Below are 15,953 nucleotides of genomic sequence, written 5' to 3' on the forward strand. Positions count from 1 at the left end.
AAATAATTACAACAATGAGATCTGGATGGAGTGTTGAAAGAGTCGAATTTTGCCGTGCAGAACGTCGTTGGAGGAGAGGGACGTTCTGCACTATCGGTGTTTAATACAACACCGAATACAATTGGCGGCGGTACTGACTGGCGATGGCGTTTCCTTGACCTAATGCCGACAGGATATCCATAAAGATCTTTTTCAGATCACCGCCTTCGGTGTTGAGGTCTTTCTTAAGAAATGTCCAAAGTAGTGCAAGGGCTTCTTCATCGCGCTTAACTTGGTGGTAGCAAAGTGCCAATTCGGATGCCAATTTGGCGTTGTCTGGGTCATTCGCTAAGTCAGCTTCGAGAGATTGAATCTCTGGGCTGTTGGCGGATTGCTCATGCAACTCTAATTTTGCGATTAAGCCTTTGTAGTAGTTATCCTGGTACTCAAGCGGAATATGGCTCAGCATGGCTTTTGCCTCATCAAACACTTGGGTCTCGAGTAAGCAGTCTGCGATGGCGAGTTTCACGTCACCTTTTTGTTGCCACTCTTCACCAAGACTTTGAAGAATCGGCAGTGCTTGAGTGTACTGCTTTTGCTCAATCAGAGTCAGCGCTTGACTGAGCGCCAGCTCTTCTTGGCTTGGCAAATGCTTGCTCAGCATGGCTTGAATCGCTTCAATACCCTGCGGGCCACCTAAGCCGTCGACGGCTTGACCATTCATAAACAGGGCAATGGTCGGGAGCGCTTGCACGCCAAATTGCGAGGCGATCATTTGCTCTTGTTCGCAATTGAGGAGCGCTAAGGTAAAGGCGCCGTTGTATTCCTGGGTTAGCGACTGAAGCTGCGGAATGATTTGCGCACTCTCTTGGCTCATTGGTGCCCAAAAGTGAATTAACACCGGCGTTTGCATTGAGCCTTCCAATACTTGTCGAAAGTTCTGCTCATTTAATTCAACGATATAGGGTGATTGCATGTGATCATTCCTTGCTAGTAGATGTGTTCGTAGTCACGATGTCTATAGGCAACATATGGGCGAAAGCCAAAGAGTTCAAGCACGCAACGCGATTCTGTGCTCTTTATGCCTTTGAGTTGCAAACATTGCGCTTATTTCCAGCAGCTAGCGGGTGAGCGCAGACCCAACTGATTGAGTGTCAGCGCGGTGTAAGTCGCACCGCCACACGCATCGCTCGCTTGTGCGCCACTGGGCGTTGCCGTAATCGTATAGGAGGCGGCGCTCGCGACAATGCTGAGTGAGTAACGTGCTGTGTCGGACTCGCACACCGTACAGCTCGACCCTGACATAATCGATGATGCCAAGGTGAGGTAGCTGCCATCGTAACCTTTCTCAAGCGCGAGTTGGATGCGGCTCAAATCGGCTAATGCTGTAGTGCGATGCGCTTTTAAGGCGTAGCTCTGCATCGCGGGATAGGCAATCATGGCCAATATCGTCACGATCGCAACTGCGATGAGTAATTCGAGCAATGTCATGCCATGTAAGTGATTTTTTCGGTTGTTGCAGCGATTTTTTCGAATCATTTCTAATGCTTCCTCTTTGATTTATAAACTATTTTTATGGGCTGATAGCATGTGCGCAAGATAAAAATGGCATATGCGATGGTTTACATAATGAAATGGGAAATGACTCGCGGCTTTACCTTGCTTGAGCTGCTCTGCACGATAGTGGTGCTCGGAATTGTGCTTACGGTGGCCGCGCCGAGTTTTCAAACCATGAGTGCAAGCAATCAAATGAAGCGCGTCGCGGGTGAGCTAGAGCACTTTCTTGTTCAAGCGAAGTCGGAAGCGGTGTGGCGCAACCAAGATCTGTGGGCTCACATTGAATCCTCTGTCACGCCAAGTTTGCCCGGTCAGTGGAGACTGCTACTCACAGACTCCGACACCTCGGGAGGAACGCCCATTCTTTACCTTGATGGCGCAAGCTTTCGAGATGTGGTGATCCTCTCTAACTATACCTCTGATCAAATCAAATTCGATGGTGTGCGTGGCAAAGTGAAAGATGGCAATTTGGAGTTTTATATTGCCAATACCACCAATCAGAACTTGAAACTGAAAAGTGCTTATGGTGCGAGCCGAGTGATGATATGCGCAGTAGGAGGCAGTCATTATGGCTATGCGCAATGCTAAACCGAGGGGCCACTTACAGCGCGGTGCGTCATTGGTCGAGTTGCTGATCGCATCGGCCCTTGGATTGATTGCCATCATGCTGGTGGGCAGCGTGTTTATTCGGGGCCAAGCGGTGGCAACCGAGCGAGGCAAAGCGTTGCTGCTGGCGCAAAATCTATCGACTGCGATGGCACAAATGAAAGAGGACATGCAGCGCGCAGGCTATGACGGCCTTACGGATACCTATCACCAGTTGTCAGGCGCATCGGGTGTCATTCATACCCAGTCTTCACCGGAGTTGGTGGGGTATGTGTACCGCGTTGCCTCGTCTGGCGCGAGTGCGTTTCGTAATGTGGTCTACAAACGTGAGCCAAGCTCATCCGGGACGCTCGGCCACTCGCTCAAAATCTGTGAGAAACACACGCCAGCGCCACTTTCTGTCAGTGACGCAACTGACTCTGGACTGCATGGAAACTGTTACAACGTTTTTGATCCAAAACAGATTTCCCTCACCGCGTTAACCGTCAACACAGAGACGATTCGAGGAGGCTCGACACGCAGCCAACAGGTCAATGTCATATTGCGCGCGCAGTTGGTGGGTGACACGAGCGTGACGTTCGACACTTCTTCGGTGACTTTGCAGAGGAATTGGCAATGATTAGGTACAAACAGCGTGGGGTGGTGACTCTATTCGTCACATCGATTTTGTTGGTGATCGCACTGGTGATGGTGTTGGCTTCTTATCGACATGTCTTTTACCAGATCAAGCGCTCACACAATGAAGTCAAAGCTAGACAAGCTCATTGGCGAGCAGAAGGTGGCATCGAGTGCGTCTATGCCTATTTAAAAGGAAGCCCCAACCTCGTGCCCGATTTGACGGCGCCGGGGCATGGGTTGCTCGATTCAATTTGTAAAGAGACGTTAGCGCTCGATGACTTGTACCTGCGCGCTTTAACCGCGTCCGATTATGTGATTGAGTCACAAGGCCCAACTCACGAACTTAAAAAGTCGTTTTATTGGGGTAGCATGACGGGGCTTGGCGCGATTCAAACCACCGCAGATCTGCGTATCCGTGGCAGTGCGGCGATCGCAGCTGATGCGCCTAAAAAGCCGAATGGAGAAGGCGAATATGAGTGCGTTGCGATTCGCTATAAACACCGTGTGACGTTTGAGTCACCCACAGGTGCTTCATTGAGCACCGAAGACCCTATGCCAAATGGCCCTTATCCTGGGTTCTCCGGTGACTGTGCCAGTAGCCACAAAACCTCGACCACTGAAGGGAGCAATACCACCGATGACCCAGACCTCTTTGCGCAGGATTATCTCAAAGACGACGATCTTGACCCGTTTTATAACTATTTTGGTGTCACCAAAACGACGTCAAACATCTCAAATATTAAAGCGGATTACTACGTAATTACGAATCCCGAAGTCTCGGATGGTCAGACTTGCCATCAACAACTGGCGGATGCTTTTGCCAGTTATGACAAAGTGTGGGTAGAAGGCCACTGCGTCCTCAGTGCGCCGCTCACTGTCACAGGGCCGCGTTCACTGGTCGTCGCCAATGGCATATTTGCCTCGACAGGTTCAACCAGTTACTCAGGCTCATTTTTTCATATGGTGGATCGTACCAGTCCCGCTTTTAGCGATGAGAATTTGGCGAACTATTGGTCTGAAGTCAGCTTTTTTAGCGCGATAGAAAGTCTGCTCTCAACCCACACTGTCTACTTGGACAATGGCGCGTTTCACCCCAAAGGGGGGATGCATTTCGATTCACCCAATGGTGAAGTGGTGCTCAATGGCTCGTACGACCTCGACTACTCGTCAGCCAATAGTCTCTACCAACGGCCGAAAACCCTAATGTGGAACAATGGAGGTTGGTATGCAAAATAGCCAGCGTGGTTTTAGTTTGGTGGAAGTAATGATTGCGTTTATTTTGATTGGTGTCGCCTCGTTGTCACTGATCAAGCTGCAAGCATACGTTGAGCAGCGCTCCGATTTTGCCGTCAAGAGTATTCAAGCACTGAATATCGCAGAAAGTCAGTTGGAGTGGTTTCGCAGTCGCGGCGCATCAGCGGCGTTGTCTAGCATACCTCCCGCCGATTTTACGAGCATAACCAGTGGCAGTGACGCGACCACATACGCTCCATTTACCGTGCGTTGGCAAACCAGTGAGCCTGCTGCAACCTTATCCAACGCATTGAAAACCATCACAGTGACAACCGAATGGCGAGATAGGTTGGATACCGCTCAAACCCTATCCGTGACCACTATGATGTCAAGCTACAGTGAGTTTGCTGATGACTGAATAACTCTCGTGATTAGGTGTTGTCAATTGATGGTTGCGCTGAATAAATTTCCAATTAGTGAACGAGTTGTGAGGTATTTGGTGGGGTTTTTGTGGTGTTTGTGTTGCACGTCTTTGACGTTTTTGCAAAACATGTCTCCAATTATGGAAAAAACCTTAGAATCTTGTGCTTTTTGTAAGCGGGTTTTATAGAATGCTTGGCTGATAATAGACCGTCAAAAAACATAACAAGGTCTAGGGCAACAACATCAAACTATGGAGTTACCATGAGTAACCAAGCAATCAATTCAGCGCCATCTGCTAAGCCGAGTGGGATGGATCGCTTTTTAAACTTTATCGAGCGCGCAGGCAACAAAATTCCTGATCCGGCGATCTTATTCTTTTGGGCATTGGTGATCACTTGGGCAGCATCAGCGCTGTTGTCTAATGTGTCATTTGATCTGATCAATCCTCGTACAGGTGAGGCATTGGCGATCAACAACCTGTTGACGGGGGAGGCATTAGCCAGTTTCCTCGCGAATATGGTGACGACTTTCACCGGATTCGCACCCTTAGGTATCGTGCTTGTGGCGATGTTGGGTGTGGGTGTGGCTGACTCTTCTGGTTTTATCACCACAGGTCTTAAGAAGATGCTGAACTTCACGCCAGCAAAACTTCTGACGCCAATGCTGATTCTGGTTGCCATCGTGTCGCATACGGCGGCAGATGCGGGTTATGTTTTGGTTATTCCTCTCGGTGGTATTATTTTCCATGCCGCTGGCCGTCACCCACTTGCGGGTATCGCTGCTGCTTTTGCGGGTGTGTCAGGTGGTTTCTCTGCTAACTTTATCCCTTCTGGTATTGACCCTCTGTTAGCGGGGTTCACTCAAACTGCCGCACAGGTGCTTGATCCTCAATACGTCGTCAACCCACTGGCCAACATCTTCTTCACTGGGCTTTCATCAGTGATCATTGTTGCGATTGGTTGGTACGTGACAGAGAAAATCATCGAGCCTCGCCTAGCAAAAACACCGATTGATGATGATGCGGAGAAAGCCCCGGATCTCGGTTCATTTACAGAGCTGGAATCGAAAGCGTTTCGTTATGCCGGTTGGTCGATGATGGCGGGTATTGCACTGCTGATTGCAGCGATTATTCCGGAGTCTTCTGCACTGCGCTCACCAGAGGGTGAAATTACTGCGTTCTCAGCGCCGCTGATGAAGTCTATCGTGCCACTGATCTTTATTCTGTTTATCATCCCTGGTTACGTTTACGGTAAGGTTGCCGGTACGTTTAAGACCAGTAACGACGTTATTAAAGCGATGTCCGACACCATGGCGACCATGGGCGCGTACATTGTGATGTCGTTCTTCTGTGCTCAATTCCTTTCTGCTTTCGCACAATCGAACATCGGTACTATGTTGGCGTTGTACGGTGCAGAAGGCCTGAAAGCGATGAACCTGCCGGGTGAAGCGACCATTATTGGTATGATTCTACTGACAGCCGCTGTGAACTTGTTGATTGGCTCTGCGTCGGCGAAATGGGCATTGATTGGTCCAATTCTTGTGCCAATGTTGATGGCTGTAGGCATCTCTCCTGAGCTGTCTCAAGCGGCGTACCGTGTTGGTGACTCAGTGTCTAACATCATTTCACCGTTGATGGTCTTCTTCCCATTGGTGGTGGTGTACTGTCAACGCTACGTGAAGTCGACGGGTATCGGTACTCTAGCATCGTTGATGATGCCATTCTCAATTGCGATGCTGATTGGCTGGTCTATCTTCTTGCTAGCGTACTGGGCTATCGGTATCCCACTTGGTATTCAAGCGCCTTACACTTACGTGATGTAAGCGCGGCGACTTGGTTTCACTATGAGCCAAGTCTCCTAAATTAAAGATTTACGCCAGCGATCCCGCTGGCGTATTCTTTCCCACAACCCACAACCCACAACCCACAACCCACAACCCACAACCCACTTCCCATTTCACCCACAAACCACTAGGATCAAGCCTCTTAATTACCATCGAGGATTCTCCTTTGTCTACCGACACATTTACCCCCCAAGATGAACTCTTTATGCGTCTTGCGATGGAGCAAGCCAAACTGGCTGAACAGCAAGGTGAAGTCCCCGTCGGCGCGGTGCTGGTCAAGGAGGGGAAGGTTATCGCGACAGGATGGAATCAGTCGATTGGTCAACACGATGCAACCGCACATGCGGAGATTCAAGTGTTGCGCCAAGCAGGGCAACAGCTTGGCAACTACCGCTTATTAGACACCACGTTATACGTCACACTAGAGCCTTGCCCTATGTGTGCAGGAGCCCTGCTTCACAGCCGCGTTAAACGGATTGTGTTTGGCGCACCGGACTTAAAAGCGGGGGCCGCAGGTACGGTATTAAACTTGTTTGAACACCAAGCCGCGTACCATTACGCAGACGTCGAGCATGGATTGTTGGAGTCGGAATGCCGAGAGCAGCTTCAGGCCTTTTTTCGCCGACGTAGAAAAGAGAAAAAAGCGGCCAAGCAAGCGTTAAAAAATGACGATGCGTCAGAGTCGATGGAGTAGGTGGGGGAGTTTTTAAGCAAACATCTTAAGTAAGATGTTTGCTCTGTAGGGTTTATGCACAAATGAGTTGCATAAATGCACGGTGACGTGCGATGACTTTCTTCTTGTTGTTGCTGATCATTCGCTTTCGGCGATTCGCTGATACAGTCTTGTTAAGGCGTTTTGACTGCAGTTTACGTCGACGCATAAAACAACCTCCTAGCTAATGTTAACGACAGACACTCATGTGTCACCTAAGGAAACTTTGTCCTAGGTGTCGATTCTTATAACCGTCCAATGTTACCGTTTTAAGAATGTTACGTGAGTGATTAGGCACAGGATAGAAATGGGCTTAGCGCGCGAGAGTTCGCGACGCTAAGCTCTGTGCTCGGCTTATTATTGATCGAGATGGCTGTCAGCGGAAGAGGCGCTTTCGATTTCTTGTTCGATGACGGCCTCGCCTTCCGGCTCTTCTTCGTCTGGCAGTTCGATCACCACCAGATCGTCAACGGTCAAGTCCTCAATGCTGGACTCCTTCTGTTCAACGTGACCAATAATGCTCTGATAGTAGCGACGAATATTCTCCACATAGTTGCGTGCTTCATCACCCCGGGCGTAGCCATAGCGAGTGGTACTGTAGTACTTCTTAAGGCGAAGCAGGGGCAGTCTGTCTTTGACATCTGACCAAGCATCGGGGTTGCCGCCTTGTTTTTTCGTCAGGCGGCGGGCGTCCATTACATGACCATAGCCGACATTGTACGACGCCAACGCAAACCAAATTTTCTCGTGGCTTTCGATGGTGTCTGGAATGCGCGCCACCATGCGCCGCAAATACTCAACGCCACCTCTTACCGATTGCTCTGGATCGAGTCGGTTGGTCACGCCCACACTTTTGGCTGTCGGCAGCGTCAGCATCATCATGCCACGAACCCCGGTTGGTGATTTGGCGCGAGGGTTCCAGTGTGATTCTTGATAAGCCAGTGCTGCGACCAATCGCCAATCAAACTCATCGGAGTATTTCTTAAACAGTGGCGACCACGTCGGTAGCGTGGAATCCAACGCGCGGATAAAGGCGCGGGTATCGACGTAATCAAAGCTGTCGATATGGCCGATGTATTTCTCTTCCAGTGAGGCGAGATGCCCGGATTGTTGTAGATGACCAAAGAACTCGATCAGCAAGGCGTAGAGGCTTTCGTCTTGGCTGCGTCGTAAGAACCAGGAGATGGGCTGATCTTCGGTCAGCTCAAACGCCAGTGCCACATCGGGATAAATCCGCTGTGATAGCGAGATCTCGACCGAGTCTGCGACGGTAAATAGCAGTTCACCATCAGAGACCTGCTTGAGCAGGTCATTGACATCGACATTGGCGTCGACCTTATAGGTAAACTCCGGGTAGTCGATTTGAATCTCTCCTAACGTCTTATTGAAGTGAGAGTCACTGACAATACTTAAAACGGGCTTGCCGTCGTTCTCTTCAATGAGCTCGGCCTGTCGCTCAATCAACTGCTCTAGATTTCGTGGTCGCCACTGCCCTTTGCGATACACCAGTTGTTGACTGACGTAATAATAGGCGGGGGCAGGGCGAAAACGGCTCATGCGCTCAGGTGATTGACTGAGGCCCGCCGCGATAATATCGATCTCACCCTTTTCCAGCGCTGGGTAGAGGCTCGAAATGCGATAGGCAGGTTTCATCTCCAATTGCACACCAAGCTCGTTGGCAAATTCACGGGCGATTTCGTAATCAAGGCCTGCCGGGCCATCAGGACCAATATAATAGGAGAGCTGGTTATTGAGGGTGCCAACGCGAAGCACTCCACGTTCGCGAATTTGGTCTAATTCGCTTTTCGGCTTAGATTCAATTTGGCATCCCGTCAAAAAAAGCGCAGAAAAAAGCAGCGCGCACAAGGCTTTCAGCGGGCTAAAGTCATACTTGTTCATTAAAGAGAGTCTCATACTTCCAGTAGGGCATTTATATCAAAGTGTCATCACAAGGCAAGAAACTATCGACGGCGAAGCCGAAGAGTTCAAAAAAACATCATGTTCACAGGCCATGATGGCTCATGCTCTTCCGTACAGGGTGAGCTTGTGGACGGGACAGGAAAGAAAGGCTTTGCGGCGATTGTGCTGGCGGTACGCCGATGAAAAAAATGACGCAAACGGTTGCGTTTGGTGTTACATCACAAAACCAATTGCTATATAATGCGCTCGCAAACGCAGAGGTGCGATTGGCATAGGTTTGAACTGTTTTTTATAACGTATTGAATTTATTCCAATATCATCTTAATCAATTGCATAAGAGACCTAAGCACATGAGAATTTTGCGTGGCTCCCCAGCTCTTTCTGAGTTTCGTGTTAACAAACTAGTAGAACTTTGTCGTGAACAAGACCTGCCTGTGACAGGTATTTACGCTGAGTTTATGCACTTTGCTGACCTTACCGCAGATCTGTCTGACGCTGAACTAGCAAAGCTAGAAAAGTTGTTGACCTACGGCCCAACGATCGAAGAGCACGCACCTGAAGGTCTTTTGTTGCTTGTGACTCCTCGTCCGGGCACCATCTCTCCTTGGTCTTCTAAATCCACCGACATTGCGCATAACTGCGGCCTTTCAAGTGTTAAGCGTTTAGAGCGTGGTACGGCATACTACATTGAATCATCGGTCGCGTTAAACGACGCACAAGTGGATGCGGTGAAAGCACTTATCCATGACCGCATGATGGAATCCGTATTTACTCAGCTTGATGCTGCCTCTGCACTGTTTAGCGTTGCTGAACCTAAGCCTGTTGCTCACGTTGATATTCTTGCGGGCGGTCGTCTTGCGCTTGAAGAAGCAAACGTTTCCTTGGGCTTGGCACTGGCGGAAGATGAAATTGATTACCTAGTAGAAAACTTTACTAAACTGGGTCGCAACCCGAACGACATCGAACTGATGATGTTTGCTCAAGCAAACTCAGAGCACTGTCGTCATAAAATCTTTAACGCAGACTGGACGATCGACGGTGTTGATCAAGAAAAGTCGCTGTTTAAGATGATCAAGAACACCTTTGAAACGACACCTGATCACGTTTTGTCTGCTTACAAAGATAACGCAGCAGTCATGACGGGTTCAAAAGTAGGTCGTTTCTTCCCAGATCCTGACACTCGTCAATACACCTACCACCACGAAGATGCTCACATCCTAATGAAGGTTGAGACGCACAACCACCCAACCGCTATCTCGCCTTGGCCAGGTGCGTCTACCGGTTCTGGTGGTGAGATTCGTGACGAAGGTGCAACGGGTATTGGCGGCAAGCCTAAAGCCGGTCTGGTTGGTTTTACTACCTCTAACCTACGTATTCCAGGTTTTGAACAGCCATGGGAAACCGATTTTGGTAAGCCAGGTCGTATCGTCAACGCCCTTGATATCATGCTAGAAGGCCCTCTTGGTGGTGCGGCATTCAACAACGAATTTGGTCGTCCAAATCTACTGGGTTACTTCCGTACTTACGAAGAGAAAGTGACCTCTCACGCGGGTGAAGAGATCCGTGGTTACCACAAGCCAATCATGATTGCTGGTGGTATGGGTAATATCCGTGACGAGCACGTTCAGAAGAAAGAGATCCCTGTGGGTGCAAAACTCATCGTACTGGGTGGTCCTGCGATGAACATTGGTCTTGGCGGTGGTGCGGCCTCTTCAATGGCGTCAGGTCAGTCTGCGGAAGATCTTGACTTTGCTTCTGTACAGCGTGAAAACCCAGAGATGGAACGCCGCTGTCAGGAAGTGATCGACCGTTGTTGGCAGCTTGGTGAGAGCAACCCAATCGCGTTTATCCACGATGTGGGCGCAGGCGGTATCTCAAATGCACTACCAGAGCTGTGTGATGATGGCGAACGTGGTGGTTTATTCCAGCTACGCGACGTACCAAATGACGAGCTAAGCATGAGCCCACTTGAGATCTGGTGTAACGAGTCTCAAGAGCGTTACGTTATGGCAGTAGCACCAGAGAACATGGACGTATTTGATGCGATCTGTAAGCGTGAACGTGCGCCTTACGCGGTGGTCGGTGTCGCAACTGAAGAGCGTCACCTAACGCTAGAAGATTCTCACTTCGACAACACGCCAATCGATATGCCAATGGACATCTTGTTGGGTAAAACGCCGAAGATGCACCGTGATGCGAAAACACTTAAAGTCGATAGCCCAGCGATTGATCGCGATGGCATCGAAATTAACGAAGCGGTTGATCGCGTTCTACGCCTACCAACAGTGGCAGAGAAAACCTTCCTGATCACTATTGGTGACCGCTCGGTAACCGGTCTTGTTGCGCGTGACCAGATGGTTGGTCCTTGGCAGGTTCCAGTGGCAAACTGCGCGGTAACCGCAGCAAGCTACGACTCTTACCACGGTGAAGCGATGTCTATGGGTGAGCGCACACCAGTGGCTCTTCTAGACTTTGGTGCATCAGCACGTCTAGCAGTAGGTGAGTCTCTAACAAACATTGCAGCGACAGATATCGGTGATATCAAGCGCATCAAACTGTCAGCGAACTGGATGTCTCCAGCAGGTCATCCAGGCGAAGATGCCGGTCTTTACGAAGCAGTGAAAGCCGTCGGTGAAGAGCTATGTCCAGCGCTAGGTCTTACTATCCCGGTGGGTAAAGATTCCATGTCGATGAAGACTAAATGGGAAGATAATGGTGAAAGCAAAGAGGTGACCTCACCACTTTCATTGGTGATCACCGCATTTGGTCGTGTTGAAGATGTTCGTAAGACAGTAACGCCTCAGCTACATACTGACAAAGGCGAGACGTCACTGGTTCTTGTTGACCTTGGTAACGGTAAGAACCGTCTAGGCGCGACAGCACTGGCACAGGTTTACAAACAACTGGGTGATAAGCCTGCGGACGTGGATAACGCAGAGCAGCTAAAAGGCTTCTTTGACGCCATGCAAACGCTAGTTCGTGATGACAAGCTGGTGGCTTACCACGATAAAGGGGATGGCGGTCTGTTCGTGACCTTGGCAGAGATGGCCTTTGCGGGTCACTGTGGCGTGAAAGCGGACATCGCAAACCTAGGCGACGATGCACTTGCCGCGCTATTTAACGAAGAGCTAGGCGCGGTTGTTCAGGTGAAGAACGTTGACCTAGACACAGTGAAAGCGGTATTGGCAGCCAACGGCCTAGAGGCATCTTCTCACGTTATTGGTTCAGTGGAAGCAACAGATAACTTTGTTATCACCGCGGGTGAGACGGTTATCCTTGAGCGCTCTCGTACAGAACTTCGCACTATCTGGGCTGAGACCACACATAAGATGCAAGGTCTACGTGACAACCCTGCCTGTGCTGACCAAGAGTTTGAAGCGAAGAAAGACAACTCTGATCCAGGTCTGAACGTTAATCTAAGCTTTGATGTCAACGAAGATGTTGCTGCGCCTTACATCGCAAAAGGTGCGAAGCCGAAAATGGCTATCTTGCGTGAGCAGGGCGTCAACTCTCACGTTGAAATGGCAGCGGCATTTGACCGTGCTGGCTTTGAAGCGACCGACATCCACATGAGCGACATCCTAACGGGTCAGGCAGCGTTGGATGAATACCAAGGTCTTGTGGCGTGTGGCGGCTTCTCTTACGGTGACGTACTAGGTGCTGGTGAAGGTTGGGCGAAGTCTATCCTATTCAACCCACAAGCGCGTGAGCAGTTCCAAAGCTTCTTCAACCGTGACGATACCTTCTCTCTTGGTGTGTGTAACGGCTGTCAGATGCTATCGAACCTGAAAGAGCTGATCCCTGGCGCTGATTTGTGGCCACGTTTTGTTCGCAACGAATCTGAGCGTTTTGAAGCTCGCTTTAGCCTAGTGGAAGTACAGAAATCGGATTCTGTGTTCTTTGATGGTATGGCAGGCTCTCGTATGCCTATCGCGGTTTCTCACGGCGAAGGTCGCGTTGAAGTACGTGATGCGGACCACCTAGCGGCGATTGAAGCGTCTGGTACGGTTGCAGTACGTTACGTTGATAACCACGGTAACCCAACACAGCAATACCCGAACAACCCGAACGGTTCGCCAAATGCGATTACCGGTCTTACTACACAAGATGGTCGTGTGACCATTATGATGCCACACCCTGAGCGTGTATTCCGCACGGTTGCCAACTCATGGGCACCAGAAGGTTGGGGTGAAAACGGTGCTTGGATGCGTATGTTCCAAAACGCACGTAAGAACATCGGCTAAGCCTGATTAATTTAGTCAAAAGCGTAGCGTGAATTCGCTGCGCTTTTTTATTTTTAGCGAAAAGTGTTTTTAGCGAAAAAACTACTAGCCAGCGATGCTTTTTTAAGCTCTAATAGCGCACTTTTTTGCGAAGGGCCCAATCATTAGGGTCGCTTGGTCTGAGGAAACAATTTATGAATGCCAACAAAAAATATGCGTTGCGTGTTACTCAACAAGAGTCACAGTGGTGTGCGACAATCACTCGCCAAGTGACATCACGTAAAACTCACGTTTCAAAAAGTGAAACAGGGTTTGAGTCTGAACAAGCTGCACAAGCTTGGGGTGAAGAGCAATTGGCGGTATTCGCCAAAGCGCAAGCCGGTCACAACGCGCGTAAAAAAGCCAAGTAATCACTGTTGTCGACCTTATTGTGCCTACCTGAGTGTAGGCACGTTTGTTTTGAGCGCTAGCCAAAACAATCTCGCGCTCGCAGAGAGGCGGTCGCGTTAACGAAACTGCCCCGCCTCAGGCAAGTATTCAAATCCTGCGCTGGCAAGCTTTGCTTCAAGGGCAGCACGGTCAATATCGAAATACGCTACAAGCTTGTCCAGATCCCCTGCAAAATCATCGCGCAATTTCATGTTGACGATGCTCATCAGCATCACGCTATCCATCTTGGCAAAATTGCTCAAATTCATCATGCATCCTCAAAATCAGAAATCAGCAGATTGGCCGCTGCGAAGGCCGCTTTTTCTCGTACCGATTTAGGCAGCGCGTCATCCGCTGCAATGTCATTAAGCGCTTTGAGCGCGCAGGTGATGGCTTGTGGGACATAGGCTTGATCGCCACTACCGATCTGGGCATAAAGCTCACGAATCATGTCACAGCACTGATAAACTTGCATGTTGGTATCCTTAACAAATGATAACTGCTCTCAAATATACACAGGGACGAGAGGAAACTCAAAGCGCCCGGTTGCGCTAGCGCAAACTCGTGAAGCCTTAGTCGATTTTTTCACCAACAGGGTGAGGTGGGAGAAACGCAGCGAAAAAAAAAGCGAGCATTAACGCTCGCCAATTGGATTGAAACGGTTTGATTACTCTTCGGCGTAACCATGCATGCCGAGCAGCTTGCCATCGAGGTAGGCTTCTTTGCCATCTTTCATCACGAGGCGCTCTTCCACCATCCACTTTACGACCAGAGGGTAGATTTTGTGCTCTTGCGTTTGCACACGCTCGGTGAGGGTTTCGACGGTGTCTTCATCAAAGATCGGTACTTTCGCCTGTAAAATGACAGGCCCGCCGTCAAGTTGCTCAGTGACAAAATGGACACTGGTACCATGCTCTTCGTCACCGGCGTGAATGGCACGTTGGTAAGTGTTGAGCCCTGGGTATTTGGGTAACAGCGATGGGTGGATGTTGATCATTCGCCCCATAAAGTGACGAACGAACTCGCCACTTAAAATGCGCATGTAACCTGCCAAAACCACAACGTCAGGCTTGTATTCATCCATCTGTTTCATCAACTCGCGATCAAAGGCGTCGCGAGTATCGAATGAGCTTGGATCAAGAAAGTGTGCGCCAGCACCGGCTTTTTTCGCACGTTCCAAAGCGTAAGCGGTTGCTTTGTTTGAAAAAACAGCGGTTACTCGGCCATTATCGATGTTGGTTTCACAAGCATCAATAATCGCTTGCAAGTTAGAACCATTCCCTGAAACTAAAACAACAACGCTTTTCATCTTTAGTTGATCTCTACTTGTTCTTCGCCTGCTTGCGCTGTTGCAATCTCACCAATTACCCAAGCGTTCTCGCCTTCGGCTTTCAACAGTTCAACCGCTGCGTCCGCTTGTGCTTTAGGTAGGGCGACAATCAGACCAACACCACAGTTAAATGTGCGGTACATTTCGTGGGGTGTGACGTTGCCTTTCTCTTGTAGCCATTTGAAGATAATTGGCCATTCCCAGCTGTTACCATCGATCACCGCTTTGGTGCCTTCAGGCAGTACGCGAGGGATGTTTTCCCAGAAACCGCCACCAGTGATGTGCGAGATGGCATGAATGTCATGCTGCTCAATCATCTTGAGTGCCGATTTGATGTAAATTTTGGTGGGTTCGAGTAGGTGCTCACCAATCGTTTTGTCAGCTAACTGTTCGTTTTTGTCAGCACCAGAGACTTCAAGAATCTTACGAATGAGTGAGTAACCGTTTGAGTGTGGGCCGCTTGAACCGACCGCGATCAGCGCGTCGCCAGCAGCGACTTTCGTGCCGTCAATCACGTCTTCTTTTTCGACGACGCCAACACAAAAGCCTGCTACGTCATAGTCTTCGCCTTCATACATCCCTGGCATTTCTGCGGTTTCACCACCGATCAGTGCACAACCTGCTTGCACACAGCCGTCTGCAATACCTGACACAACATCCGCTGCCGTATCGACATCCAACTTACCTGTTGCGTAGTAATCCAAGAAGAACAGCGGCTCTGCACCTTGAACAATCAGGTCGTTGACACACATTGCCACAAGGTCAATACCGATGGTGTCATGCTTTTTCATATCCAAAGCAAGGCGCAGCTTAGTGCCCACACCGTCTGTCCCTGAGACGAGAACTGGATGCTTGTACTTGGTTGGCAGTTCGCACAGCGCGCCAAAACCACCAATACCACCCATTACTTCAGGGCGACGTGTACGTTTTACCGCACCTTTAATACGGTCAACAAGTGCGTTGCCTGCATCAATGTCAACGCCAGCATCTTTATAGCTAAGAGAAGTGTTATCAGCACTCACGGGGAAGTCCTCGGTTAGAAAGTTGGATGTGAAAACGGCGCTATTCTACCAGTGGTCAA

General features: G+C 49.6%; 15 protein-coding genes. 8 read left to right on the forward strand and 7 right to left on the reverse strand.

Going from position 1 to position 15,953, the window contains the following annotated elements:
* Positions 1-100: 100 nt before the first annotated feature.
* Together AC6R0L_RS08275 and AC6R0L_RS08280 are read right to left on the reverse strand one after the other, a co-directional pair.
* On the reverse strand, positions 101-955 hold the full coding sequence (locus tag AC6R0L_RS08275; RefSeq protein ID WP_500628834.1) for a tetratricopeptide repeat protein: 855 nt from the start codon (positions 953-955) through the stop codon (positions 101-103).
* Between the two features lie 131 nt (positions 956-1,086).
* Positions 1,087-1,518, reverse strand: a complete 432-nt coding sequence (locus tag AC6R0L_RS08280) for a type IV pilin protein (RefSeq protein ID WP_500628835.1) — start codon at positions 1,516-1,518, stop codon at positions 1,087-1,089.
* A 102-nt stretch (positions 1,519-1,620) separates the two neighbouring features.
* Between AC6R0L_RS08280 and AC6R0L_RS08285 the strand changes: the two genes are divergently transcribed.
* The 6 genes from AC6R0L_RS08285 to tadA all read left to right on the forward strand — a co-directional run bounded on the left by AC6R0L_RS08285 (position 1,621) and on the right by tadA (position 6,952).
* A complete protein-coding gene (locus AC6R0L_RS08285) occupies positions 1,621-2,124 on the forward strand; it encodes a GspH/FimT family pseudopilin (RefSeq protein WP_500626603.1) in 504 nt (167 codons plus the stop codon).
* Complete coding sequence (locus tag AC6R0L_RS08290) at positions 2,105-2,761, forward strand: PilW family protein (RefSeq protein ID WP_500628836.1); 657 nt, start codon at positions 2,105-2,107, stop codon at positions 2,759-2,761. Before AC6R0L_RS08285 ends, AC6R0L_RS08290 begins: the two co-directional genes overlap by 20 nt.
* Positions 2,758-3,996, forward strand: coding sequence for a hypothetical protein (locus AC6R0L_RS08295; protein ID WP_500628837.1), 1,239 nt, complete (start codon positions 2,758-2,760; stop codon positions 3,994-3,996). Before AC6R0L_RS08290 ends, AC6R0L_RS08295 begins: the two co-directional genes overlap by 4 nt.
* Positions 3,986-4,411 (forward strand): type IV pilus modification PilV family protein, encoded by a 426-nt coding sequence (locus AC6R0L_RS08300; RefSeq protein ID WP_500628838.1) that lies wholly within the window; start codon positions 3,986-3,988, stop codon positions 4,409-4,411. The genes AC6R0L_RS08295 and AC6R0L_RS08300 overlap by 11 nt, the downstream gene beginning before the upstream one ends.
* 266 nt (positions 4,412-4,677) lie before the next feature.
* Complete coding sequence (locus AC6R0L_RS08305; protein ID WP_500628839.1) at positions 4,678-6,237, forward strand: AbgT family transporter; 1,560 nt, start codon at positions 4,678-4,680, stop codon at positions 6,235-6,237.
* Between the two features lie 187 nt (positions 6,238-6,424).
* Positions 6,425-6,952 carry a tRNA adenosine(34) deaminase TadA gene (tadA, locus tag AC6R0L_RS08310; protein WP_500628840.1) on the forward strand — a complete coding sequence of 176 codons (528 nt, stop codon included), beginning with the start codon at positions 6,425-6,427 and terminating at the stop codon, positions 6,950-6,952.
* A 375-nt stretch (positions 6,953-7,327) separates the two neighbouring features.
* Here tadA and mltF read toward each other — a convergent pair whose 3' ends face one another.
* Entirely contained in the window at positions 7,328-8,869 is a 1,542-nt protein-coding gene (gene mltF / locus AC6R0L_RS08315; protein WP_500628841.1) for a membrane-bound lytic murein transglycosylase MltF, read from the reverse strand.
* Positions 8,870-9,240: 371 nt separating this feature from the next.
* Here mltF and purL point away from each other — a divergent pair, with 371 nt between their 5' ends.
* Both purL and AC6R0L_RS08325 read left to right on the forward strand, forming a co-directional pair.
* The gene (gene purL, locus AC6R0L_RS08320) at positions 9,241-13,134 is read left to right on the forward strand and encodes a phosphoribosylformylglycinamidine synthase (RefSeq protein ID WP_500628842.1); all 3,894 of its coding nucleotides are present in this window, start codon (positions 9,241-9,243) and stop codon (positions 13,132-13,134) included.
* A 173-nt stretch (positions 13,135-13,307) separates the two neighbouring features.
* Entirely contained in the window at positions 13,308-13,523 is a 216-nt protein-coding gene (locus tag AC6R0L_RS08325; protein ID WP_500628843.1) for a DUF3622 domain-containing protein, read from the forward strand.
* A 96-nt stretch (positions 13,524-13,619) separates the two neighbouring features.
* Here the strand turns inward: AC6R0L_RS08325 and AC6R0L_RS08330 are convergent, their stop codons facing one another.
* The 4 genes from AC6R0L_RS08330 to purM all read right to left on the reverse strand — a co-directional run bounded on the left by AC6R0L_RS08330 (position 13,620) and on the right by purM (position 15,894).
* Positions 13,620-13,811 (reverse strand): DUF4250 domain-containing protein, encoded by a 192-nt coding sequence (locus AC6R0L_RS08330; RefSeq protein ID WP_500628872.1) that lies wholly within the window; start codon positions 13,809-13,811, stop codon positions 13,620-13,622.
* Positions 13,811-14,017: a YaeP family protein gene (locus tag AC6R0L_RS08335; protein WP_334555175.1), complete on the reverse strand. Its 207-nt coding sequence runs from the start codon at positions 14,015-14,017 to the stop codon at positions 13,811-13,813. The genes AC6R0L_RS08330 and AC6R0L_RS08335 overlap by 1 nt, the downstream gene beginning before the upstream one ends.
* A gap of 192 nt (positions 14,018-14,209) precedes the next feature.
* Complete coding sequence (gene purN / locus AC6R0L_RS08340) at positions 14,210-14,851, reverse strand: phosphoribosylglycinamide formyltransferase (RefSeq protein WP_487903165.1); 642 nt, start codon at positions 14,849-14,851, stop codon at positions 14,210-14,212.
* A gap of 2 nt (positions 14,852-14,853) precedes the next feature.
* Entirely contained in the window at positions 14,854-15,894 is a 1,041-nt protein-coding gene (gene purM / locus AC6R0L_RS08345) for a phosphoribosylformylglycinamidine cyclo-ligase (protein ID WP_500628844.1), read from the reverse strand.
* Positions 15,895-15,953: the final 59 nt, after the last annotated feature.

It is taken from the genome of Vibrio sp. R15-SG3-ISO1A (assembly GCF_059833955.1).

Excerpts from the sequence above, each read along its gene's own strand:
- AC6R0L_RS08285 (WP_500626603.1), top strand. The coding sequence starts at position 1,621 with ATGACTCGCGGCTTTACCTTGCTTGAGCTGCTCTGCACGATAGTGGTG.
- AC6R0L_RS08280 (WP_500628835.1), bottom strand. The coding sequence starts at position 1,518 with ATGATTCGAAAAAATCGCTGCAACAACCGAAAAAATCACTTACATGGC.
- purL (WP_500628842.1), top strand. The coding sequence starts at position 9,241 with ATGAGAATTTTGCGTGGCTCCCCAGCTCTTTCTGAGTTTCGTGTTAAC.
- AC6R0L_RS08275 (WP_500628834.1), bottom strand. The coding sequence starts at position 955 with ATGCAATCACCCTATATCGTTGAATTAAATGAGCAGAACTTTCGACAA.
- AC6R0L_RS08295 (WP_500628837.1), top strand. The coding sequence starts at position 2,758 with ATGATTAGGTACAAACAGCGTGGGGTGGTGACTCTATTCGTCACATCG.
- AC6R0L_RS08305 (WP_500628839.1), top strand. The coding sequence starts at position 4,678 with ATGAGTAACCAAGCAATCAATTCAGCGCCATCTGCTAAGCCGAGTGGG.
- AC6R0L_RS08330 (WP_500628872.1), bottom strand. The coding sequence starts at position 13,811 with ATGAATTTGAGCAATTTTGCCAAGATGGATAGCGTGATGCTGATGAGC.
- mltF (WP_500628841.1), bottom strand. The coding sequence starts at position 8,869 with ATGAACAAGTATGACTTTAGCCCGCTGAAAGCCTTGTGCGCGCTGCTT.
- AC6R0L_RS08325 (WP_500628843.1), top strand. The coding sequence starts at position 13,308 with ATGAATGCCAACAAAAAATATGCGTTGCGTGTTACTCAACAAGAGTCA.
- purN (WP_487903165.1), bottom strand. The coding sequence starts at position 14,851 with ATGAAAAGCGTTGTTGTTTTAGTTTCAGGGAATGGTTCTAACTTGCAA.
- AC6R0L_RS08290 (WP_500628836.1), top strand. The coding sequence starts at position 2,105 with ATGGCTATGCGCAATGCTAAACCGAGGGGCCACTTACAGCGCGGTGCG.
- AC6R0L_RS08335 (WP_334555175.1), bottom strand. The coding sequence starts at position 14,017 with ATGCAAGTTTATCAGTGCTGTGACATGATTCGTGAGCTTTATGCCCAG.
- AC6R0L_RS08300 (WP_500628838.1), top strand. The coding sequence starts at position 3,986 with ATGCAAAATAGCCAGCGTGGTTTTAGTTTGGTGGAAGTAATGATTGCG.